This is a genomic window from Micromonospora sp. NPDC047074, from assembly GCF_040643815.1.
Lineage (GTDB): Bacteria > Actinomycetota > Actinomycetes > Mycobacteriales > Micromonosporaceae > Micromonospora.
Genome location: NZ_JBEYVB010000011.1, coordinates 105996 through 128860 on the forward strand (window position 1 = coordinate 105996; position 22865 = coordinate 128860).

At 72.2% G+C, this 22865-nt stretch carries 12 protein-coding genes; 3 read left to right on the forward strand and 9 right to left on the reverse strand.

The features are described 5' to 3' along the window. The first annotated feature begins 13 nt into the window (after positions 1–13). The gene (locus ABZ809_RS16785) at positions 14–3802 is read left to right on the forward strand and encodes a S8 family peptidase (protein WP_357563405.1); all 3789 of its coding nucleotides are present in this window, start codon (positions 14–16) and stop codon (positions 3800–3802) included. 114 nt (positions 3803–3916) lie between these two features. Here ABZ809_RS16785 and ABZ809_RS16790 read toward each other — a convergent pair whose 3' ends face one another. The 5 genes from ABZ809_RS16790 to ABZ809_RS16810 form a co-directional block, all read right to left on the reverse strand. Further along, complete coding sequence (locus ABZ809_RS16790; RefSeq protein ID WP_357563465.1) at positions 3917–5716, reverse strand: protein kinase; 1800 nt, start codon at positions 5714–5716, stop codon at positions 3917–3919. Between the two features lie 132 nt (positions 5717–5848). Continuing rightward, positions 5849–8935 (reverse strand): discoidin domain-containing protein, encoded by a 3087-nt coding sequence (locus ABZ809_RS16795; protein WP_357563406.1) that lies wholly within the window; start codon positions 8933–8935, stop codon positions 5849–5851. 150 nt (positions 8936–9085) lie between these two features. Continuing rightward, positions 9086–11680, reverse strand: coding sequence for a rifamycin-inactivating phosphotransferase (gene rph / locus ABZ809_RS16800; protein ID WP_357563466.1), 2595 nt, complete (start codon positions 11678–11680; stop codon positions 9086–9088). A 303-nt stretch (positions 11681–11983) separates the two neighbouring features. Beyond that, a complete protein-coding gene (locus ABZ809_RS16805; protein ID WP_357563407.1) occupies positions 11984–15157 on the reverse strand; it encodes a glycoside hydrolase family 38 C-terminal domain-containing protein in 3174 nt (1057 codons plus the stop codon). A 368-nt stretch (positions 15158–15525) separates the two neighbouring features. After that, positions 15526–16200 (reverse strand): hypothetical protein, encoded by a 675-nt coding sequence (locus ABZ809_RS16810; protein ID WP_357563408.1) that lies wholly within the window; start codon positions 16198–16200, stop codon positions 15526–15528. 151 nt (positions 16201–16351) lie between these two features. Between ABZ809_RS16810 and ABZ809_RS16815 the strand changes: the two genes are divergently transcribed. Both ABZ809_RS16815 and ABZ809_RS16820 read left to right on the forward strand, forming a co-directional pair. After that, positions 16352–17821 carry a cellulose binding domain-containing protein gene (locus ABZ809_RS16815; protein WP_357563409.1) on the forward strand — a complete coding sequence of 490 codons (1470 nt, stop codon included), beginning with the start codon at positions 16352–16354 and terminating at the stop codon, positions 17819–17821. A 110-nt stretch (positions 17822–17931) separates the two neighbouring features. After that, positions 17932–18681 (forward strand): helix-turn-helix domain-containing protein, encoded by a 750-nt coding sequence (locus ABZ809_RS16820; RefSeq protein WP_357563410.1) that lies wholly within the window; start codon positions 17932–17934, stop codon positions 18679–18681. Here ABZ809_RS16820 and ABZ809_RS16825 read toward each other — a convergent pair. The 4 genes from ABZ809_RS16825 to ABZ809_RS16840 are packed head-to-tail and all read right to left on the reverse strand — an operon-like array spanning position 18667 to position 22829. Continuing rightward, positions 18667–19803, reverse strand: a complete 1137-nt coding sequence (locus tag ABZ809_RS16825) for an acyl-CoA dehydrogenase family protein (RefSeq protein ID WP_357563411.1) — start codon at positions 19801–19803, stop codon at positions 18667–18669. The two genes, ABZ809_RS16820 and ABZ809_RS16825, sit on opposite strands and share 15 nt — an antisense overlap. Before the next feature lie 28 nt (positions 19804–19831). Beyond that, positions 19832–20860 carry an LLM class F420-dependent oxidoreductase gene (locus tag ABZ809_RS16830; protein WP_357563412.1) on the reverse strand — a complete coding sequence of 343 codons (1029 nt, stop codon included), beginning with the start codon at positions 20858–20860 and terminating at the stop codon, positions 19832–19834. Further along, complete coding sequence (locus ABZ809_RS16835; protein ID WP_357563413.1) at positions 20860–22017, reverse strand: CaiB/BaiF CoA-transferase family protein; 1158 nt, start codon at positions 22015–22017, stop codon at positions 20860–20862. Before ABZ809_RS16835 ends, ABZ809_RS16830 begins: the two co-directional genes overlap by 1 nt. Then, a complete protein-coding gene (locus tag ABZ809_RS16840) occupies positions 22014–22829 on the reverse strand; it encodes an enoyl-CoA hydratase-related protein (RefSeq protein ID WP_357563414.1) in 816 nt (271 codons plus the stop codon). Before ABZ809_RS16840 ends, ABZ809_RS16835 begins: the two co-directional genes overlap by 4 nt. Positions 22830–22865 lie beyond the last annotated feature (36 nt).

The window sequence follows — 22865 nt, forward strand, 5'->3', positions numbered from 1 at the left end:
TCCCACCCCCGCCATGCCTGTTCTGTCGCGACGACGGCGCGCCGTCGTCCTGTCGGCCACCGCCGCGCTCGCCCTCACGACGCTCGCCGCGCCCGGCTCGTCCGCCGCGGCACCCGGCTCGTCCGGTGCCGCACCGAGCCGGCCGCTGCTCGGCACCGAGCCCACCGCGAACGGCACCCTGGTCACGCTGATCACGGGCGACCGCGCGGTGCTGACCACCGACCCCAACGGCAAGCCGGGGGCCACCCTGCTGCCGGGCCCCAACGGCGACTCGCACGGCTACACCACCCGGGCGTTCCGCGACGACCTGTACGTCATCCCGGCCGCCGCCATGCCGCTCATCTCCGCCGGCCGGGTCGACGAGGAACTGTTCAACGTCACCGGGCTGGTCCGCCAAGGCTACGACGACCGGTCCACCGCCAGCCTGCCGGTCCTCGCGACGTACGGCGGAACCCTGCGCCGCACCCGCCAGGCACCCGCGGCGCCCGACGGCGCCAAGGTCACCGCGTCGCTGCCGGTTGCCGACGCGGTCGCGCTCGACGTCACCAAGGAGAAGGCCGCCGAACTGTGGCGCGACCTGACCGACGGTAAGGGCCCGGCCATCGGCAAGCTCTGGCTCGACGGCCGGGTGACCGCCGCCATGGCCGAGACCACGGCGCAGATCAACGCGCCGCAGGCCTGGAAGGCCGGCCTGGACGGCGCGGGCACCACCGTCGCGGTCCTCGACAGCGGCTACGACGCCAAGCACCCGGATCTCGCCGGGCAGGTCGTCGGCGAGAAGAACTTCACCGACGAGACCGGCGGCGCCGTCGATCACCACGGGCACGGCACCCACGTCGCCTCCACCGTGGCCGGCACCGGTGCCGCGTCCGGCGGTGCCGAGAAGGGCGTCGCTCCCGGCGCCGACCTGCTCATCGGCAAGGTGCTCAACCGCGCGGGCCAGGGCCAGGAGTCCTGGATCATCGCCGGCATGCAGTGGGCCGTCGACAGCGGCGCCGACGTGGTGAACATGAGCCTCGGCGGCAGCGTCGGCTCCGACTGCACCGACCCGATCGGTGTCGCCGCCCAGCAGTTGACCCAGCAGTCGCGCACGCTGTTCGTGCTCGCCGGCGGCAACTCCGGCCCGGCCGCCCGCACGCTCGGCTCGCCCGCCTGCGCGGACGGCGTGTTGACCGTCGCCGCCGTCGACGCAGACGGTGCCACCGCCGCGTTCTCCAGCCGCGGCCCGGTCACCGGCTCGCACAAGGTCAAGCCCGAGATCGCGGCGCCCGGCGTCGACGTGCTCGCCGCCGCCGCGGGCAGCCCCGGCGGCAACCCGTACGTCCGGATGTCCGGCACCTCGATGGCCGCGCCGCACGTGGCCGGTGTCGCCGCGCTGCTGAGCCAGCGGCACCCGAAGTGGAGCGCGCAGCAGCGCAAGGCCGTCCTGGTGTCGTCCGTCCAGCCGGGCGGGCAGGGCAGCGTGTACGCGCAGGGCGCCGGCGTGGTCGACGCGTACCGCGCGATCAACGCCACCGTGTACGGCCCCGGCACCGTCGACGCCGGCTCGTACGCCTGGCCGCACCGCCACCAGAAGCCGACCACCACCATGGTCACGCTGACCAACACCGGCGACAGCGCGGCCACCTTCGCGCTGTCGATCGAGGGTGCCACCGGCGAGGACGGCCAGCCGCTGGCCAGGCGCACGCTGACCGTCGGCGTGGACCAGGTCACCGTGCCCGCCAACGGCACCGCCGACGTCCCGGTCGTGCTCGACCCCGCGGTACGCCAGAGCGACGCCGGCTACGGCACCATCGGTGGCCGCCTGGTCGCCCGCGCCGCCGACGGCAGCACCGTCAGCACCGCCGTCGGCGCCTGGCTGGAGCCGCACACGGTGACCGTCACGCTCGACCTGGTCGACCGGCGCGGCCAGGCGCCGACCGCCGGTTCCTTCGTGGACGTCGTCGACATCGACCGGCTCACCGCCCAGCGGTTCAGCACCTTCGACACCGCCCCGCGGCTGCGCCTGCGGGAGGGGCGCTACTCGATCGCCGCGCTGATCGCCAGCCTCGACGAGGGCACCACCGGCGAGCAGGGCCTGGTCAGGTCGATCGCCTTCATGGGCGACCCGGACCTGGTCATCGGCAACAGCGCCACCGACATGACGATCACCTACGACGCGCGCACCGCGGTGCGCCAGCGCGTCGAGGGTGAGCGCCCGTTGGAGGCGCAGAGCACCACGCTCCAGTACGCCCGCTGGTGGGACACCGCCTACCTGGCCGCCTCGTACAGCGGCGGCAAGTCCGTCGACGAGGTGTACGTCGGGCAGACCGCGCCGGTGCACTCCGGCGCGTTCGAGCTGGACACCTTCTACCGCATGTACGCCCCGGAACTCGGCCTGCGCAGCTCCACCGGGACCGTGCTGGCGCCCGAGTACCTCGTCGGCAACATGTTGCAGGGCACGGCCTCGAAGAAGCTCGACGGCTCCGGCTCGGCACCGCTGGTCGCGGCCGGGGCGGGCAGCAGCGCCGAGATCGCGGCCGCCGGGGTGGCCGGCAAGGTCGTGTTCGTCCACGACGCCGTCAACCCGGCGGCGGTGCTGACCACGGCGGCAGCCGCCGGCGCCAAGGCGGTGCTGTTCGGCCGCGACACCCCGGGCCGGTGGCTCGCGGCGGCGACGGCCGGCATTCCCGGCCTGACGCTGAGCGGGGCCGAGACCGCTGCGCTGCGTGCCGACCTGGCGGCCGGCCCGGTGACGCTGTCCTGGGACGCCGTCGCTGCCAGCCCCTACGTCTACCACCTGGCGTTCGTCGCCGCGGGCAAGACCCAGCCGCAGGTGCCGCTGCGCGTGCGTGACCGGGACCTCGGCCGGGTCGACGAGCAGATCAGCTCGCTGCGGACCGACCGGGCGGTCTACGACTACCTGCGGGCGTTCCGGCCGGACTTCCCGACCGTGGCCACCATGGCGTCGGAGGCGTTCACCGCGCCCCTGCGGCGCACCGTGTACTACACCGCGAACCAGCAGTGGCAGCACATGGTCGGCGGCGCGGCGGTGTTCGACGAGGTCATGTTCGACATCCCGCGCACCTACTCCGCCGGCTCCCAGCGGGCCGAGCGGTGGTACGCCGGGCCGGTCCGCTCGGCCGCCACCCGCCGTGCCGACGGCTCGCCCGAGCGCATCGCCGAGCGCCAGGGCAACCTCATCGGCGTCGCCATGGTCCCGTTCGGTGACACCGAGCCGGACCACTTCAGCCCGGGCGGCGGGTTCGGTGACACCGGCGCGGCGGTCCTGAGCCGCAACGGCGTGGAGGTCGACTCGTCGGCCTGGCCGTCGGGCGTGTTCACGGTGCCGGACGGCGACGCCGACTACCAGCTGCGGGTGCTGACCATGCGGTTCAACCCGCGCCCGCCCTACCACCCGAACTGGAACCTGTTCCACCGCACCGACACCACGTTCCGGTTCGGCTCGCAACGGCCGGCCGACGACGCGGCACATCCGCTGCCGATCGTCGTGCCGACGTACGACATCGCGCTGGACAGCCGCAACCTCGCGCCCGCCGACGCCGCGTTCGCGGTGCGCTTCGGCGGGGTGGGCCAGCGCGACTACGACGCGGGCGGCATCGTCGCGGCGAAGCTGTGGGTGTCCTTCGACGACGGCACCACCTGGGCACAGGCCCCGGTGGCGGCGTCCGGGGCGGGCTTCGTCGGCACGGTGGACCAGTCGGCTGCGGCCGGGCGCGACGTGTCGCTCAAGGTGGAGCTGACCGACGCGCACGGCAACGGCGTCGAACAGACCATCATCCGGGCGTACGGCGTGCGCTGACGCGACGGTCTGTCGGGGCCCGGGACGGTGACCGTCCCGGGCCCCGCTCGTCAACAGCCTCTCGCGGTGCGGCCCGGCCTCGGACTGCCGGTCAGGATCGTCGGGGTGCGGCGATCACGACACCACGCGCCAACGCTGGTTGTCACTGCCGCCGCACAGGCCGTAGGTGACCTGCTGGCCGGGGCCGTTGGAGGTCAGGCAGCCGCTCGTGTTCTCCTTGCGGAGCTGTTGCCGACCCGAGTCGTAGACCCACCCGAAGGGGTTCACGTCGGCCGCCGACAGCACGCCGAGCGCGTCATAACCGACGGTGAGCTGCTTGGACGGTGCGGACCGCACGACCAGGACGTTGCCGGCCGAGTCGAGTCGCCAGCGCTGGCCGGAGGCGTTGCGCCAGGCGGCGGTCACCACCTTCGAGCCGGCGTGCGTGCCGGTGGTGCTGAGCACGGTGCCGTCGGAGCTGACGATCACCATGTTGGCGGCGGTGAAGGGGCCGGAGGGCAACCCCGGGTTGCGAGGGGCAGCCTTGGTGGTCGCCGGGGTGCCCGGCGCGGCCTTGCTCGGCGCCGGACCGGCCGAAGGGCTGGTGGCCGTCTCCCGGCCACCGCCGGGTGCACCGGTCGGACCGGTGGTACCGGTCGCGCCGGGCACGGTGGCGGGGCGGGAGGTCCCGCTGGCGGGCGGGGGCGAGGTGGCCACGGCGGCGGCGACGCCGGCCGGGGAGCCGTCGGCCGAGGGCTCACGGGGCGTCGCGCCGCCATTGGCCAGATAGGTGCCGGCCAGGATCACCACGAGCACGCCGACCGCCGCGGCGACGGCCGGTCGACGCCAGTTCCGGCGCCGCACGTCGGCCGGTGACACGACATGGGTCGTCAGGTCCTTCAGCTTCGCGGCGACCGGCTCGACAGCGGTGTCGCCGCCAACGGCGACCATGGTGAACCCGTCCTGGCCGAGCAGTGCGGTGGCGGTCCGGGTCGGTGCGACGCCGGGCGGCCCGACGGGGATGGTCAGCGCGGCCCCGACCTGGGGAAGGGTCCTCTCCAGGCCCTCCGGCAGCCAGCCCTGCCCGGCGGCTGCCGCGCTGCGCTCGACGTAGGCGTCGATCACGTCCTGCGGGGTGGGGCGCAGCTGCGGCTGCTTGACCAGGCAACGACTGACCAGCTCCCGCAGCCCCGGATCGGTGATCCCGTCGATATCGGGTTCGCCCTGCGTGATGCGGTAGACGAGCTCCGCGTCGTTGCCGGCGCGGAAGGGAGCCCGCCCGGTGGCGGCGAAGGCGACGACGGAACCGAGCGCGAAGACGTCCGTGGCGGGAGTGGACTTCTCCCCGCGTAGCTGTTCCGGTGACATGTAGGACGGGGTGCCCATCCGTACGCCGGTCTGGGTGAGGTCGAGTTCGCCGTCGGCCCGGGCGATGCCGAAGTCGATGACGCGGGGGCCGTCGGCGGCGAGCAGCACGTTGCCGGGCTTGAGGTCCCGGTGGACGATGCCGGCGGCGTGGATGGCCTTGAGGGCTTCGGCCACCCCGGCGGCGAGTCGCCACACGCCGTGCAGGGGCAGGGTCCCGTGGCGCGCGACGGCAACGGCGAGATTGGGACCCGGCACGAAGGCGGTCGCCAGCCACGGGCGGGCGGCTTCCGAGTCGTGGCTGAGCGCGGGCGCGGTGAAGATGCCGCCGACCCGCATGGCGATCGCGGCCTCACGCGCGAAGCGGGCGCGGAACGAGGGATCCGCCGAGTAGGGATCCTTGACGACCTTGACCGCCACCGCCCGGCCGGCCTGGGTCACGCCGAGGTAGACCCGGCCCATGCCGCCCTCACCGATCCGGCCGAGCAGCCGGATGTCGCCGATCCTGCCGGGGTCATCCGGGTCGAGGGGGAGGAATTCCAGCCCCAGATCGGGCAGGGTCGGGATCATGTCGTTCACTCGGTGCCCTCTCGTCGTCGCAGCGATGCTACAGACGTCGCGAAGGCTGCCGTCGATCTGGTTCGTGGGCGCAGGACGACACGGCTCCACTGTGGTGGAGCCGTGTCGCATGTGGACGGAGCGTTACCAGGTCAGCCCGGCACCGTACGGGTAGAGCGGGTTTCCGTACCCTGTCGGCACCGGCTGGCCGGCGTCGATGTGGGCACGGATCTCGGCCCGCTGCGCGGCGGTCGCGCCCAGGTCGTACGGCAGGTCCCAGTGCTCCACCGCGTCGGCCGGCACGTCCGTGCCGCCGGGCCGCAGCACGTCGGACAGTGCCCGGGGCAACTGCCACGGCAGCCTGCCCTTCGGCGAGTAGTCGCCGAACAGCAGGCTGGCCAGGGCCGGGCCCATCTCCTCGCCGCCCCGGTAGGTGACGACGATCGCGGAGGCGAGATCGTGCCACTCCGAGATGACGTACGGCCGGGGCATCACCAGCGCCACCACCACGGGGATGCCCTGGCGTTGGAAGTTCTGGATGAGGGCCAACTGGTCGGGGGGCAGGTACGGCTGCTCCTTAACCCAGCTCGTGGCGTGCGTGTAGGAGCCCTCCCCGACCGCCACGACCGCCAGTTTCGGTGCGGGCCCGGTGTCCTGGTAGACGGTCACGCCCGCCGACGCGGCCCGGGCGCGCACGGCGTCCAGGATGTTGAGCGACCCGTACTGCTGGTGGAAGTAGCTGGTCCAGACGCAGCACGCCGAGGAGTCGGTGGCCCGGGGGCCGGCCACGACGATGTTGTCGCCACGGTTGAGGCGCATCGGGAGGACGCCGTTGTTCTTCAGCACGGTCATCGACTCGCGCGCGGCCTGGTTGATCAGCCCCGTGTACGACGGCTGGTGGAACCGGTACGGCCCGTTCACCGGGTCGCCGTACGGCGTCTCGAAGATGCCGAGCTGGAACTTCAGCCGCAGGACCCGGCGTACGGCGTCGTCGACGCGGGCCGCCGGCACGTTGGCCAGGAAGGTGGCGATCGAGAAGCCGGCAGCCCCCGGGTCGGCCCCGCCCATCACGTCGGAACCCGCCCTGGCCGCACCGACCCACGAGCCTGACGGCAGCCAGTCGGTGGTGATCAGGCCGGTGTAGCCGAGGTTCTGGCGAAGGTAGGCGAGGATCGGGGCGCTGTCGCCCGCGCCCGGCCCGCCCGGATCGAGCAGGGTGCTGCCGGCGTACCCGGGCATGATGTTGACCGCGCCGGCCTCGATCGCCGCCCGGAACGGGATCATGTGGTATTTGATGGTCACCGCGTCGTACACGATGATCGCCTCGCCGCCGGCGCCCTCCCCCGGCCAGTGCTTGACGGTCGCCAGCACCGACCGGGGGTTGAGCTCCGGACCGCTTTGCAACCCGGCCACCAGCGCACGGACCTGGGCCGCGGCCACGTCGGCGTTCTCCCCATTGCCCTCCTGGATGCGCGGATAGATGACCTTGGTGCCGACCTCGGCGAGCGGGCCGAGCACGCCGCGCGTGCCGACCTCCAGTTGCTCGCGGCGCTGCACGTCACCGAGGCGGTAGACCAGCGGGTAGTTCCTGGCCGCCGCCAGGGCGCTCTGCGTCGGCCAGGTCGTCTCGTACCCGTGGATGGTGTCCCCCGCGGAGACGAACGGGATGCCGAGCCGGGTGCCCGACGCCGCCAGCAGCATGGTGTGCAGGTCCTGCGCCTGCGCCGGACCGAAGTGCCAACCCGAGCGCGGGTACGCCTGGGCGTTGTAGAACATCTGGTACGCCTTCTCCTCGGCCGTCATGCGGCCGAGCAGGTCGTTGACGCGGGTCTCGACCGGCTGGCGCCAGTCCTCGTACGGCTCGACGGTGCCGTTGCGGTTGAGGTCGCGGGCGCCGTTGACGAGACCGACCCCGTCGGCGACGGTCTCCACGTCCGGCAGGTAGACGCTGAACCGCCTGATGGTCGAGACCGTGGTGGCGCCCGAGGAGTTGACCGACACCACGTACCACTTGTAGGTCCACCGGTCCGGCAGGTCCCAGGTGGGGGTGTAGCTGGTGCCGACCGGCTCGGCCACCTTCGTGTAGAGGTCGATGAGGCTGCCCGACCGGGTGAAGTCGTAGTCGGTCCGGCTGATGTTGATCCACACCTGGTAGCGCGTCGCACCGCCGACCGCCGCCCACGACAGGGCCGGACGCCGGGTGGTGGTCACCATGGCGCCGTCGGCGGGAGCGGAGAGCGGGAACTGCCCGACGGTCGCCGGTGGACGCGTCGGCCCGGACAGCAGCGGCGGGGAGGTCGACCCGGTGTCGAGGGTGCCGAAGACCTGGAACTCCCAGAGCGAGTAGCCGTAGCCGGTGGCCCTGGTGACGCCGTACAGCCGGAGGTAGCGCCCGGTGCCGCTGACGGTGAGTCGCTCGACACCACCGGCTCCGGTGGTCGTCGAGTGGATCGCGGTCCAGGTGGTGCCGTCGGTGGAGGTCTCCAACCGGTACGCCCTCGCGTACGCGGACTCCCAGTTGAGCACCACCTGGTTGACCGTCGCGATGGCGCCGAAGTCGATCCGCAGCCACTGCGGATCACTGAACTGGCTGGACCAGCGGGTGTTCGTACGGCCGTCGAGCGCGGCGGCCGGCGCGTTGCCGCCCTCCCAGGACGACGCCGACACCTGCTTGAACTCCGAGATCGGGGTGCCGCCGGCCGGCGGGTTGCCGGTCGTGCCGAAGACCTGGAACTCCCAGAGCGAGTAGCCGTAGCCGTTCGCCCGCGCCGTGCCGTACATCCGCACGTGCCGGCCGGAGCCGGGCACCGCCAGCGTCTGGACGCCGCCGGTGCCCGTCGTGGTGCTGTAGATCGTGGTCCAGGCCGTCCCGTCCGGCGAGGTCTGGATCTCAAACGCCCGCCCGTGGGCGGCCTCCCAGTTGAGGACGACCTGGTCGATGGCGGCGTTGACGCCAAGGTCGATCTGTATCCACTGCGGGTCGGAGAAGGCGGAGGACCATCGGGTACCGGTGTCGCCGTCCACGGCGGCGGCTGCGGGGGTGCCGGCGTTCTCGGTCGACGAGGCCGTCACCGGTCTGCCCTGGGACAGCAGGGCACCGGCGGCCTGGGCGGGTTGCGTGGGTCGCACCACGGTGAGGCAGCCGAGCACGAGCATGAGGACGAGCAGGGCACGGCCGTGGCGGCTGAGGGCACGAGTTGGTGGTGGGGGCGGAATCGGGACGGGGGGCATCGAGAGCTCCTGGATGACTCGCATCGGATCGCACGGTGAGAGAGCGCTCTCCGACCAGAGTCATCAATGATGCTCGATCAGTCAAGACGCGTACCCATGCCGGGAATTCGGCGCCGGATCCGGCCAGCCAGGCCGTCGGTGGATGGCCGGTCAGGAGAGGATCTCGACGTACCCGCCGCTGCCGTGCACGCGGATCCGCTGCCCGTCGCTGATCAGCCGGGTGGCGTCCGGCACGCCGACGACAGCCGGCAGGCCGTACTCCCGCGCGATCACCGCGCCGTGCGTCATCAATCCTCCGACCTCCGTCACCAGACCTGCGACGGCGACGAAGAGGGGTGTCCAGCTCGGATCCGTGTGCGCGGTGACGAGGATGTCGCCCGGTTCGAGATCGGCCTCGGCCATGTCCAGGATGACGCGGGCGCGCCCCTCGACCGTCCCGGCGGAGACCGGTAGGCCGATCAGGGCGCCGGTCGGCACGTCGTCGCGACGGTACGCCCCGACGACGGCCTCACCGTCCGAGGTCAGCACCCGGGGCGGCGTGAGCGCCTGGTACGACCGGAACTCCTCCTTGCGCCGCTCGATGAGCGTGGCATCCACCCGGTGCGAGCGCACGACGTCGTGGAACTCCTGGAAGGTCAGGTAGAAGACGTCCTCCCGCGCACCGATCACGTCGGCCCGCACGAGACGCTCGGCCTCCTCCAGCAGGGCCTGCTTGTAGACCTGGTAACGGCTGATGATGGCGTACTTCGGGTACTCCCGGTAGCCGATGAAGGTCCGGACCCGGTCGATCATCCGCCCGGTCTCGTCGGCCTTCCGCTCGCCGTCCGGCAGCGCCCGCAGGCGTTCGCGCACCTCCCGCGCCTTCTGCTGAGCCTCTCGTCGCCCCTGCTCGAAGCGCCGCGCGGCAGCGCCCGGCTCGAAGAGCCTGACGTTGTCGAGGATCAGGGGCACGAGCGTGGTGGGTCGTTCGCTCCAGCGCGGCCTCGTGATGTCGATCTCGCCGGCGCAGCGCATGCCGTACCGGTCGAGGTACGCCTCGATGGCGTCGCGCGCCTCGGTCCCGCCCGGGAGCTTCGGCAACTCGTCCAGGAATCCCTCGTCCTCGACGCCCTGCAGGAACGCCACCACCTCCGGGTGGGGGCGGATCACGTCCGCGACGTCGAGCAGCGCCAGCCCCATCTCCGACGTGACGTTGCCGGGGGCGGAGAGGGTGAGGGCGTCGGCCGCGTTCTTTTCACCCAACCACTCCCGCAGCCGGTCGTTGAGCCACCAGGTGGCCTCCATCCCCGCCATGATCGCCCGCATGCTCAACGGATCGGCGAGGAGCCGCTTGTGCTCCGCGAACGCCTCCAGCAGGAAGTCGAACAGCGCCGGCCCGGTCTTCGTCCCGATGTCACGCCGCAGGGCGGCGACGGAGGCCTGACTGCGCTCGATCAGCTCGGCGACGATGGCCGGATCGGTCTCGATCGGGGCGGACGCGCCGGCCGGCGGCCCGCCGGGACCCTCGTCCGGGCGCGTCGGCACGAAGTCGTGGCGGTCGAGGACGGTCTCCAGCGCGTCCCTGCTCAGCGGATCGTCCCTGCCCATCATCTCCAGCAGGCCGGTGCGACTCGCGGGCGAGGCCAGGCGCCCGGTGACGTCGACGAACAGCCTGCCGCCGGCCTCGTGCATCGGCGCCATGGCCGTGAGCTGCCACATGGAGAGCCCCAGTGGCTTCATCGGGTCGGTCATCATCTGCTGATGGCCGACGGAGAGGTAGACGCGGTTCTCCCGGTCGCGGGCCACGGGAATGGGAAACAGCGTGGTGATCGGCCGGCTCTGCACGATGTGGAAGTCGTCGTCGAGCAGGCACCACTCGATGTCCTGCGGGCGGCCGAACTGCGCCTCGATCTGCCGCCCGAGCCGCACGAGCCGCACGACCTGCGCGTCCGTCAGCGCCGGCTGCTGCTGCCGCTGCGGGTCGATCGCCACTTCCTGCGTCCCGCCGGTCGGCAGGGCGCGAACGGCACGCCGTTTGGCGGCGACCGCCCCGGCGACGACCTCCCCGTCGCGCACCGTGAAGACGTCCGGGTTCACCAGGCCGGAGACCAGGGCCTCGCCGAGGCCGAAGCTGGCGTCCACGGTGGCGACCTTCCGGTTTCCCGTGACAGGGTCGGCCGTGAACAGGATGCCGGCCGCGTCCGGGAAGACCATCTTCTGCACGATCACCGCCATCTGGGCCGCCCGGTGGTCGATACCGTTCCGCAGGCGGTAGGTCACGGCCCGCTCGGTGAAGAGCGACGCCCAGCACCGGCTGACGTGCCGGAGGACCGACGCCGGCCCCACGACGTTCAGGTACGTGTCCTGCTGGCCGGCGAAGGAGGCCGTCGGCATGTCCTCCGCCGTCGCGCTGGACCGCACGGCGTGGGCGGCCTGCTCGCCGAGCGGGGCGAGCGCGCGGGTGATCGCCGCCGACAGGTCGCCCGGAATGGTGATCCCCTCGATGGTGCGGCGGACCTCCGCGCTGGACCTGCCGATCGACTCCCGGTCGTCCGGGTTCAGGCGGGACAGCCGATCGAGCCGATCGTCGATCGACGGCGCTTCCGCCATGATCCGCCGGAAGGCGGCCGTCGTGACGCAGAACCCGGCCGGTACGCGGATGCCTTCGATCCGCGACAGCCCGCCCAGGTGCGCCGCCTTGCCGCCGACGACCGCGACGTGCGTCCCGTCGACCTCCCGAAGATCCACCACGTACGGCTCGGTCACTTCGACACCCCCCACGACGTGCCCCCTCTTCAGGTCGGCGCTGTGTCCGGCCGCCGATTCTGCGGCACATCCCGGGTCTTGCCGCAAGCCCCCCTGTGCGCTATACGTTAGAAGTGGCAAGGAGCGCTGTCTCCCTGCCTTTGCTTTTGCCGACCGCCCCGCCGTGCTCCTTCGAGCCTGCGCCAGCCGCTGGGCGGCTTGGACCACAGTCACCTGGGCGTTGCCGGCTGCCTCCGGCGGAGGTTCGCTGCGCGTCGACTCCGGGCCGACGAGCACCAGTCGTCGGCCCGGAGTCGCCGGCACTCATCCGGCGGCAGGAACCAGCCGCACCGTGACCACCTGGAACGGGCGCAACGACAGCTCCACCCCGTCGGGCGCGAGCTCACCATCGGCTTCCGGCCGGGTCGGATGCGACGGGGCCGCCCGCAGCGCGTCGGCCGCGATCGGGCGCTCAAGCAGGTCGGCCTCCGTCACCCGGGCGACCGGGAAACCGGCGCGCAGTCGTGCCGTGGCCCGCCCGCCGAGGGACTCGTAGAGGCGCACCACCACATCGCCGCTCCGGTCGTCGGCGAGCTTGACCGCCTCGACGATCACCCCCTCGTGCGTCACCTCCACCAGCGGCGGCACCGCGGCGGCACCGGCAGCTCGGCGTGCCGGCAGATTGATCGCGTAGCCCTCGCGGATCGCGTCGACCAGACGCTCGCCCGGCACCAGGGCGTAGCGGAAGCTGTGCCGGCCCTGGTCGGTCTCCGGATCGGGAAAACGCGGGGCACGGAGCAGGGAGAGCCGTACGGTGGTCAGCGTGCCACCCCCGGGCCGGGCCTCCCGCCGCACGTCGTGGCCGTACGTGGCCTCGTTGACGAGCGCGACGCCGTAGTCCGGCTCGCTGACCCGTACCCAGCGGTGGGCGCACACCTCGAACTTCGCCGCCTCCCAGGAGGTGTTCTCGTGGGTGGGGCGGTGCACGTGGCCGTACTGGGTCTCGTAGGCGGCCCGGTCGGTGTGCACGTCGAGCGGGAAGGCGACCTTCAGGAACTTCTCCCGCTCGTGCCAGTCGACCTCGGTGCGCAGGTCGACCCGGCGTCGACCGGGTGCCAGACCGATCTCCTGCACCACCGTCGAGTCGCCGAACCGGCGGAACACCAGGACGGATTCGGCACCGCCACGGTCACCGGGGATCGGGTCTTGCTGTTCACCCTGATCCGCCTCGGGGAAGGCCGTGCAGACGAGGCGGTCCACCCCGGTCAGGTCGGTGACCCGGTTGCGGTAGAAGGCGTCGACGTCCCAGGCGTCCCAGCGGTTGGGCAGGTCGGCGTGCAGTTGCAGCAGGTTGCCCGGCAGGCCGGGCGCCAGCACCTCCCGGTCGGCGGCCAGGTCCCGCACCGAGGTGAGCAGCCCGTGCCGGTCGACGACGATCCGCAGTAGGCCGTTGTCCAGCACGAATCCGCCGTCGGCCCGGCTGACCCGCACCGGATCGCCCGACGGGTCCGGCTGCCCGGCGCCGAGCGCCGGCACCCCGTCCCGCGCGTACGGGCCGGCGTTGAACACCACCGCCTGACCGCCGGCCGCGTCCTCGCCAGCGCCGGTGGGAGCCCCGGCCAGCGCGGCGACGGCCGTACCGATGATCTCCTCCAGCTCGGCGGCGATCCGCCGGTAGGTGTCCCGGGCCTCCCGGTGCACCCAGGCGATCGAGGAGCCGGGCAGGATGTCGTGGAACTGGTGCAGCAGCACGCTCTTCCAGATCCGGTCCAGCGCGTCGTACGGGTAGTCGACCAGCCCGGCCCGCGCGGCGGTGGCGCTCCAGAGTTCCGCCTCCCGCAACAGGTGTTCGCTGCGGCGGTTGCCCTGTTTGGTCTGGGCCTGCGACGTGTACGTGGCCCGGTGCGCCTCCAGGTAGAGCTCTCCCACCCATACCGGGGCCTGCGGGTACTCCTGTTCGGCGGCGGCGAAGAAGGCCGCTGGCGACTCGACGCGTACCCGGGGGGAACCCTCCAGGTCGGCGACGCGGCGGGCCCGGGCGAGCATCTCCCGGGTCGGACCCCCGCCGCCGTCGCCGTGACCGAACGGCACCAGCGAGCGGCTGGCCGGCCCCTTGTCCCGGAAGTTGGCCACCGCGTGGGCGAGCTCGCGCGCGGTGAGTTCGGCGTTGTAGGTGTCCACCGGGGGAAAGTGGGTGAAGAGCCGGGTCCCGTCGATGCCCTCCCACCAGAAGGTGTGGTGCGGAAAGCGGTTGGTCTGGTTCCAGGAGATCTTCTGGGTGAGGAACCAGCGCGACCCGGCCAGCCGGACCAGTTGCGGCATGGCCGCCGAGTAGCCGAACGAGTCGGGCAGCCACACCTCCGGGGTGTCGATGCCGAAGGTGTCCAGGAAGTAGCGCTTGCCGCGGACCAACTGCCGGGCCAACGCCTCGCCGCCGGGCAGGTTGGTGTCCGACTCGACCCACATTCCGCCCACCGGGACGAAGCGGCCCGCCCGGACCTGCTCGGCGACCCGCTCGAAGACCTCCGGCCGGTGCTCCTGCAACCAGGCGAACTGCTGGGCGCTGGACATCGCGAAGACCAGGTCCGGCTCCTCGTCCATCAGCTGCACCACATTGGCCGCGGTACGGGCGACCTTGCGTACCGTCTCCCGTTGCGGCCAGAGCCAGGCGGTGTCGATGTGCGCGTGCCCCACCGCGGTCAGCCGGTGCGCGCTGGCGTGGGCCGGTCGACTCAGCACCTCGGCCAGTTCGGCGCGGGCCAGGTGAGCCGTGCCGGCGACGTCCGCCAGGTCCAGCGCGTCCAGCGCGCGGCCGAGCGCCCGGTGGATCTCCCAACCGCGGGGATCGCCGTCGGCCAGCTCGCGGCGCAACCCGTCGAGCACCTCCAGATCGGCGACCAGCTCCCAGACCTCGGCCTCGAACACCGTCACGTCGGCCCGGACCAGCCGGTAGAGCGGCTGCGCCCCGGCGGTGTCCCGGTCGCCGAGTGGGGTCGGCAGGAACGTGCTCATGTCGCTGAGATAGGGGTTGGCCGCCGCCTCCAGGTAGAGGTCGATCCGCTCCCCACCGGCGGCCGGCGCGGCCACCGGGATCCAGTCGTTGTACGGGTTGAGCCCCTTGACCACCGACCCGTCCGGCCGGTAGACCAACCCTTCGGCCTGGAACCCGGACATGCCCGGCATCCAGCCGAGATCGACTCGCAGCTCGACGCGGGCACCGGCCGCCACGGCCGGCACCTCGCCGGTCAGGTGCAGCCAGCTGGTGCCCCAGGCGGGCCCCCATTCCTGGCCGACCCGCAACGGCACGTACCGCTCGTCCGGGCCGCTCGCACCCGGCTGGGGCAGCGCGGCCGAGGGCGGCACCGGCTCGCCCTGACCGCCCTCGACGTGCCATGCGGTCACCTCCAGCGAGGCCACCGTACGGTGGGTGGCCGGCCGGATCCGTTCCCGCAGCAGCCGGGCCAGCCGGTCGGCGATCAGCTCGCGGTCATCATGCATTGATGGGTCTCCTTGGTCAGGCCCGGAGCGGGGCGGGTAACCCGGTGGTCAGGAGGGGTCGGCGAACCTCCCGGGCTGGCCAGGTCGAAGGCCGGTCACCCCGGGACGGTTCCGCCGTGTGTCAGGTGGCGGCGACTGCCCGGTCCAGGTGCCGTCCGGATCGCCGTTGGCATCCTGCCACCGACGCGACCCGCTCAGCAGGTCGGCCACCGGGTCGGCGTACCCGGGACGACCGGCCAGGTCGGTGCCCTGGCAGGGACGGGATGACCCTGGCGCAGCATCGCGATGTCGAGATGCTGCAGCGCGGCCCGTGGGGCCTCGACGTCACCTGACTCCAGCGCGGACCACGCTGTCGAGAACTGCCCGTCTCAGGTCAGCGGCGCGTACCACTGGGCGCCGGTCACCCGGATCCGCGTGGACTGCTTGCGGTTCCACTCCACCCGCATGCCGTGCCTTCGCAGCACCGGGAAGGCGATCTCGTCGAGGAGCCGTTCCAGGTCGGCCTGGTAGCGGGCCTGCTGTTCCGCCTCCGACAGTGCGGCATAGGCGACCTCGTCGAAGTCCGCCGGCGGATAGGCGCCGTAGCCGAGGTAGACCTCGCCGTCCTCGCTCGCGAGCAGCGACTCCGTGTCCTGCTGGTGGTACCAGAGGTAGCCGTGCCAGTGCCGGGAGCCGTCCCGCTCATCGTGGATCTCAGCGGCCGCGCAGGTGCCACAGCAGCTGAAGTTCTCCCTGGCCAACACGCCGAGGTCGGCGAGTTCGTCGAACGCGCGGGTGAGGTTGCTCCGTACCTCACCCCACTCGCGCTGCTGCTCCCGCCGAGCGACCAGAGCCTTCTCGTACGCCGCCCTGAGCTCCTCGTCCGTGGCGCCGTGGCGCTGCTCGTCCACGTCGAAGTAGTCCAGGAAGTCGCCGGCGTCATCCTCGCCACGCACGACCCAGTCCCAGATCTCGGCGTCGATCTCCCCACGGCCCGGTTCCGCAACCCGCTCGGTCAGGAACCTGAGGCCCTCAGGGCGATCGTTGTAGATCCATCCAGTCACGCGACGATGTTTGCACGGACCTGTGACAGGTCCGTGCCAGGGCGCGGGGACGTCCGGCAGCTGACGACGACCGCCACGACATCGATGACCTAGAATGGCTGAGCGCTCGCCCCTCGACGTACCCGCTCGGAGCACCGACGGAGGCCCACTGATGGCACGCTCCCGTACCGGCACCGCGCTCGCCACGGTTGGTCTGGTCGTCGCCCTCGCCGGGCTGGGCTCGACGGCCCTGGCGTCCGCGCCCACGGCGTCCGCCGCCGCCCCCGACCTGACCGCCGTGTTCTCCCAGAGCTCGGTGTGGAACACCGGATACGGCGCCCGATACGTCATCACCAACCGGGGCGACGCCGCCAGCACGGGCTGGGTGGTCGAGTTCGACCTGCCCCCGGGTTCCCGGGTGACGAACTCGTGGAGCTCGGTGCGGACCCAGATCGGCCAGCACTACCGCTTCACCAACGCCGGCCACAACGGCGACATCGCCCCCGGCGCCGCCGAGGACTTCGGCTTCAACGTGGCGGGCCTCGGCGTGCCCGTCAACTGCACCGTGGACGGAAAGCCCTGTGGCGGCGCCGCCCCCACGACCGTCCCGCCGACCACGACACCGTCGCCCACGACGGCCCCACCCACGACGCCGCCACCGCCCACCACTCCGCCGGCCGGGCCAGTCGTGGACGTCTCCACCGCGGCCCAACTCCAGGCCGCCCTCGCCGCCGCCCAGCCCGGCCACACCATCCGGCTCGCGGCCGGAACGTACCGCGGGTCGTTCCTGACCCGGCGGGCCGGCACGGCCACGTCCCGGATCACGCTGACCGGTCCGCGCACCGCGGTTCTGATCAACGACGGTCCCACCGGCACCGCCCCGTCCTGCCCGGTGCCGACGGCCGGCTGGGACTCCGGGTACGGCCTCTGGCTGTTCGACGCGCCCTACTGGAACCTGACCGGCTTCACCGTGGCCGAGTCGAAGAAGGGCATCGTGCTCGACAACTCGCAGCACGTGACCATCGACGGGGTACACGTACACCACACCGACGAGGAGGCGGTGCACTTCCGCCGCTCCTCCGCCGACGGGATCATCCGCAACTCCACCATCACCGACACCGGCCTGACGCAGCCCGGCTACGGTGAGGCCGTCTATCTCGGCTCGGCCCAGTCCAACTTCGGCTGCCACGGCAACTCCGGCGGCGTGGATCGCTCCGACCGGGTCCAGGTGCTGAACAACGACATCGGCCCGAACGTCACCGCCGAGCACGTGGACGTCAAGGAGGGCACCGAAGGCGGTGTGATCAGGGGCAACAGGTTCAACGGACAGGGCATCTCCGGCGCCAACTCGGGCGACTCGTGGGTCGATGCCAAGGGCAACGGCTACCTGATCGAGGGCAACACGGGCACCTTCCGCGCGCCCGGCACGTTCGCCAACGGCTACGAGACGCACAACCTGCTCGACGGGTACGGCTGCGGCAACATATGGCGCCACAACACGTCCGACCTCGGCGGCGTCGGCCGTTACGCCGTGTACGTCTCCTCGACGTCGCGCTGCGCCGCCAATCCCAACCTGGTGTACGCCTCGAACACCGTCACCAACGCTGTCACCGGGCTGACCAACATCAACGTCACCCCGTAGCCCGGCGCGCACGTCAGGTCGGCCAGGGCCCGGCAGAACTCGGAGTTCCGGGTTCGTGGTTGGTACCGTGATGCAAGGCTCGCGTCAACGTATCTCACGAGAGGGCAGCCATGGCCCGGACCGCTTCCGCGAACGCGTCGTCCCCCGGTCCGTCCCAGGCAGGTCACGACGGGCACACCGCAGAACCGCTGCTGTCCGCGCTCGGGGCCGCGTCCGGCTCGGAGTCGCTGCTGGAACGTGCCTTCACCGAGGCGCTGGAACGCGCCGACGACAACGACGAGGTCGCCACGCGGATCCTCGACGCCGCCTACGAGCAGTTCTGCCGCATGGGCATCCGCCGGTCCACGATGGAGGACGTGGCCCGGCGCGCCGGGGTTTCCCGGATCACGGCGTACCGCCGGTTCGCCACCAAGGACAGGCTGGTCGAGCAGGTGGTCCGCCGGGAGTTCCGGCGCTACTTCGACCAGTTCCTCCTCGACATCCAGCAGGCCCCGACCGTCGACGACCGGGTGGTCCTGGGCTTCGTCAGCGCCTTGCAGGCCTTTCGCCGCAACCCGCTGATCGGAGGGCTGATGACCGCCGAACCGGACGTGCTCGTCCCCTCGATGATCAGCGACGGCGGGCGGACGCTGGCCACGGTGCAACGGTTCGTCGCCGGCCAACTCCGCCGCGAGCAACGGGCCGGCAACATCCCCGCCACCGCGGACGTCGAGGTGGTGGCCGAACTGATGACACGGCTGTCCTGCTCCTTTCTGGTCACCCCCAGCCACGTCGTCGACCTCGACGACGCCGAACAGTTGCGCGCCGTGGCCCGGCGGTTCCTCGTGCCCATGCTGGAGTACGGTTCACAGTCCGAGTGACCGGCCGATCACCTCCTTCATGATCTCCGTCGTTCCGCCGTAGATCGTCTGGACGCGGGCGTCCAGATACGCCCTGGCCACCGGGTACTCGCGCATGTAGCCGTAGCCGCCGTGCAACTGCAGGCAGCGATCGACGGTGCGTTGCTGCAACTCGGTGCACCACCACTTCGCCATCGCCGCCGTCTCCGCCGTGAGGGTGGGCTCGACCAGGCACTGGTCGACGAAGACGCGGCCGAGGCGCAGTTCGGTCGCGAGTTCGGCCAGCACGAACCGGTTGTGCTGGAAGCTGCCGATGGGGCGACCGAACGCCTGGCGCTGCTTGCAGTAGGCGAGGGTCTGCGCGAACACCGCCTCGGCACCGGCGAGCGCCGCGACCGCGATCGACAGCCGCTCGAAGGGCAGGTTGCGCATCAGGTAGGCGAAGCCCTGGCCCTCGTCGCCGAGGAGATTGGCCGCGGGCACCCGGACGTCGGCGAAGAACAGTTCGGCGGTGTCCTGCGCCTTCTGCCCGATCTTGTCGAGGTTGCGGCCCCGCTCGAAGCCGGGCATGCCGCGCTCGACGACCAGCAGGCTGATCCCCCGGTGCCCCGCGGCGGGATCGGTGCGGGCCACCACGATGACCAGGTCGGCCAGGATCCCATTGCTGATGAAGGTCTTCTGCCCGTTGAGGACGTAGTCGTCGCCGTCGCGTACCGCGGTGGTGGTGATGCCCTGCAGGTCGCTGCCGGCGCCCGGTTCGGACATGGCGATCGCGGTGATGACGTCGCCGGAGCAGAAGCCCGGCAGCCACCGCTGTTTCTGCTCGTCGTTGGTCAGATCGGTGAGGTACGGCCCGATGATGTCGTTGTGCAGGCCGAACGCCGGGCCACTCGCGCCCGCCCGGGCCAGTTCCTCGGTGAGGATGGCGTTGAAGCGCCGGTCCGTCACCCCGCCGCCGCCGTACCGTTCGTCGACGAAGAAGCCCAGCAGGCCGGCGGCGCCGGCGGCCCGCCACACGCCGCGGTCGACGATGCCGTCGGCTTCCCAGCGGTCGTGGTGCGGCGTGACCTCCTTGTCGATGAAGGCGCGCACCAGTTCCGTGAACGCGAGGTGGTCGGCGGAGAAGATCGTGCGGTTCACCATGTGTGTCGACTCCTTACTGCGCAGGTCCCTACCGGGCCATGTCCTTCACCGCGGCGATGAGGCGCCGGGGCTCGGTGCCCAGCGGCGTGACGTTGAGGATCGTGACGCCGGCGTCGCGATAGGCCTGGACGCGATCCCGCACGTAGCTCTCCGGCCCGATCAGGCTGGTGCGCTCCAGCAGTTCCGCCGGCACGGCGGCGGCGGCCGCCGTCTTGCGGCCGGCCAGGTAGAGGTCCTGGATGCGGTCCGCCTCGGCAGCGTACCCGTAGCGGGACAGCAGGTCGTGGTAGAAGTTGCGGCCCCTGGCGCCCATGCCGCCGACGTACAGGGCGATCAGCGGCCGGGCGAGGTCACGCAGGCCGGTCACGTCCGGGCCGATGGCCAGCGGGCCGCCGGCCACGACCTCGAGTGGGCCGAGATCGTCGGGCCGCTTGTCCCGGCCGGCTGCCAGCGCCGCGCCCCAGACGTCGGCCGCGCGCTCGGGGTCGTAGAGGAACGGCAGCCACCCGTCGGCGAGCTCGGCGGTCATCCGCACGTTCCTGTCGCCCAGGCTCGCCACGTAGATCGGGATGTGGTCGCGGACCGGGTGGGTGAGGAGCTTCAGCGGTTTGCCGAGACCGGTGCCTTCCTCGGGAGGCAGCGGCAGCCGGTGGATGCCGTCATGGACCAGCATCTCGCGGCGCCACACCTGCCGGCAGATCCGGATCACCTCACGGGTCCGGGCGAGCGGCCGGTCGTAGGCGACGCCGTGCCAGCCCTCGATCACCTGCGGCCCTGACGCGCCCAGGCCGAGGATGGCGCGGCCGCCCGAGATCGCGTCCAGGCCGGCCGCGGTCTGGGCCAGCAGCGCCGGGGTCCGGGAGTAGATGGGCAGGATGGCGGAGCCGATCTGCAGCCGGGTCGTCTTCGCGGCGAGGTAGCCCATGATGGTCGGCGCGTCGAAGCCGTACGCCTCCGACACCCAGACCACGTCGAGGCCGTCGTCTTCCCAGGTGGCCACGGCGTCCGCGCCGCTCCTGGGATCCGTGGCGTACGCCAGCGGTGTCGCGATACGCATCAGCGAACTCCTCTTGTCTGGCTGACGGCGCCGTTGCCCAGCCACCTTGGCAGGTCTGCGCCGAGACCCCACTCGGTGAGCACGGTCTCGGTGTCCGAGCCCGGCAGCGGCGGGCTGCCACCGATCGCCCCCGGTGTTTCCGACAGGCGGGGCGCCACGGCGGGCTGCCGGACGCCGAAGTGCTCCTCGAACGTCGCGCGCGCCACCAGGTGTGGATGGCGCTGCGCCTCGACGAGCGACAGCACCGGTGCCACGCAGGCGTCGGTCCCCTCGAACAGCTTGGTCCACTCGTCGCGGGTGCGCTCGGCGAAGGCCGCCGCGAAGCGCGCGCGCAGCACCGGCCATCCGGCGACGTCGTGCTGGGCCGGCAGGTCCGCGTCGGCCAGCCCGAGCAGCCGCAACAGCTCGGCGTAGAACTGGGGCTCCAGTGCGCCGACGGCCATGTGCCCGCCATCGGCGGTGGCGTAGACGTCGTAGAACGGCGCGCCGCCGTCGAGCAGGTTGCGGCCGCGCTCGGGTTGCCAGGCGCCGCCCGCGAGGAGACCGGCGAACAGCGTGGTGAGGTGGGCCGTGCCGTCGACGATGGCGGCGTCGACGACCTGCCCGCGGCCGGTGCTCCGGGCCACGTGCAGCGCCGCCAGGCAGCCGACGACGAGGTAGAGCGCGCCACCACCGAAGTCACCGACGAGGTTGAGCGGGATCTGCGGTGGCCCGTCCGGGCGGCCGATCGGGTGCAGTGCTCCGGCGACGGCGATGTAGCCGATGTCGTGACCGGCGGCGCGGGCCAGCGGCCCCTGCTGTCCCCAACCGGTCATCCGTCCGTAGACGAGGCCCGGGTTGCGCTCCAGCGCGGCCTGCGGCCCGACGCCGAGCCGCTCGGCCACCCCGGGACGCCAGCCCTCGATCACGATCGCGGCCCGGTCGGTCAGCCCGAGGATCGCCTCGGCCCCGTCGGGATGCTTGAGGTCCACGACGACCGACCGCTTGCCCCGGTTGAGCAGGTCCCGTCTCGGGTCGCCGGCCGACAGCGCGCCCGGCTCCGGTCGGTCGACCCGGACGACGTCGGCCCCGAGGTCGGCCAGGAGCATCGCCGCGAACGGACCTGGGCCGATCCCGGCGAGCTCCACGACCCGGACCCCGGCCAGCGGGCCGCTCATGCGCCGGCCCGCGCCGCGAAGCGGGGAGCACGCCCCTGGAGCTGGCTGGCAAGGGCCTCACCGAAGTCAGCACCGGCGAGGGACGCGCCCATGAGCCGGCCGGCGTCGGCGGCCGCCTCGGCCACCCCGGTCTCCAGGCCCGACCAGACCTGCCGCCGGATCACCGCCATGGACGCCGGCGAGCAGTGCGCGGCGAGGTCGGCGGCATAGGCTTGCGCCTCGGCCAGCACCTCGTCGCGCGGGAGCACTCGTTGCACCAGTCCGATCCGGAACGCCTCCGCCGCATCGATCTTGCGGCCGGACACCAGCAGGTCCAGCGCGTTGCCGGCGCCGACCAGGCGGGGCAGCAGCCAGGCGCTGCCGTACTCGGCGATCAGGCCGAGCCGGCTGAACGCGGTGGCCAGGCGCGCCTGTGCCGCCAGGAACCGCACGTCGGCGTACAGCGCGTGGACCAGGCCGAGGCCCGCGGCGCCGCCGTTGACCGCCGCGACGATCGGCGTTCCCAGCGTGATCGGCAGATGTGGTGCGAAGCCGAACTCGTCCATCAACTGGTCGCGGTGGCTGTCGTCGAGCAGCGCCTGCAGCGCCTCCGGGTCGGCGCCCGCGCAGAACCAGTCGCCGGTGCCGGTCACCACGATGGCCCGCACCCGCGGATCCGCGTCGGCCGCCAGCAGCGCCGCGTAGTAGTCGCGGAACATGTCCAGCGTCATCGCGTTCCGCCGGTCGGGCCGGTCGAACCAGATCGTGCGGACCCCGGCGCGGGTGGCGGCCCGCAGACCGCAACCGGCCGGTTCGGCCTCAGGCAAGCTCATCGGCACACCCCTTGTGACATTTGACATTTGATACTG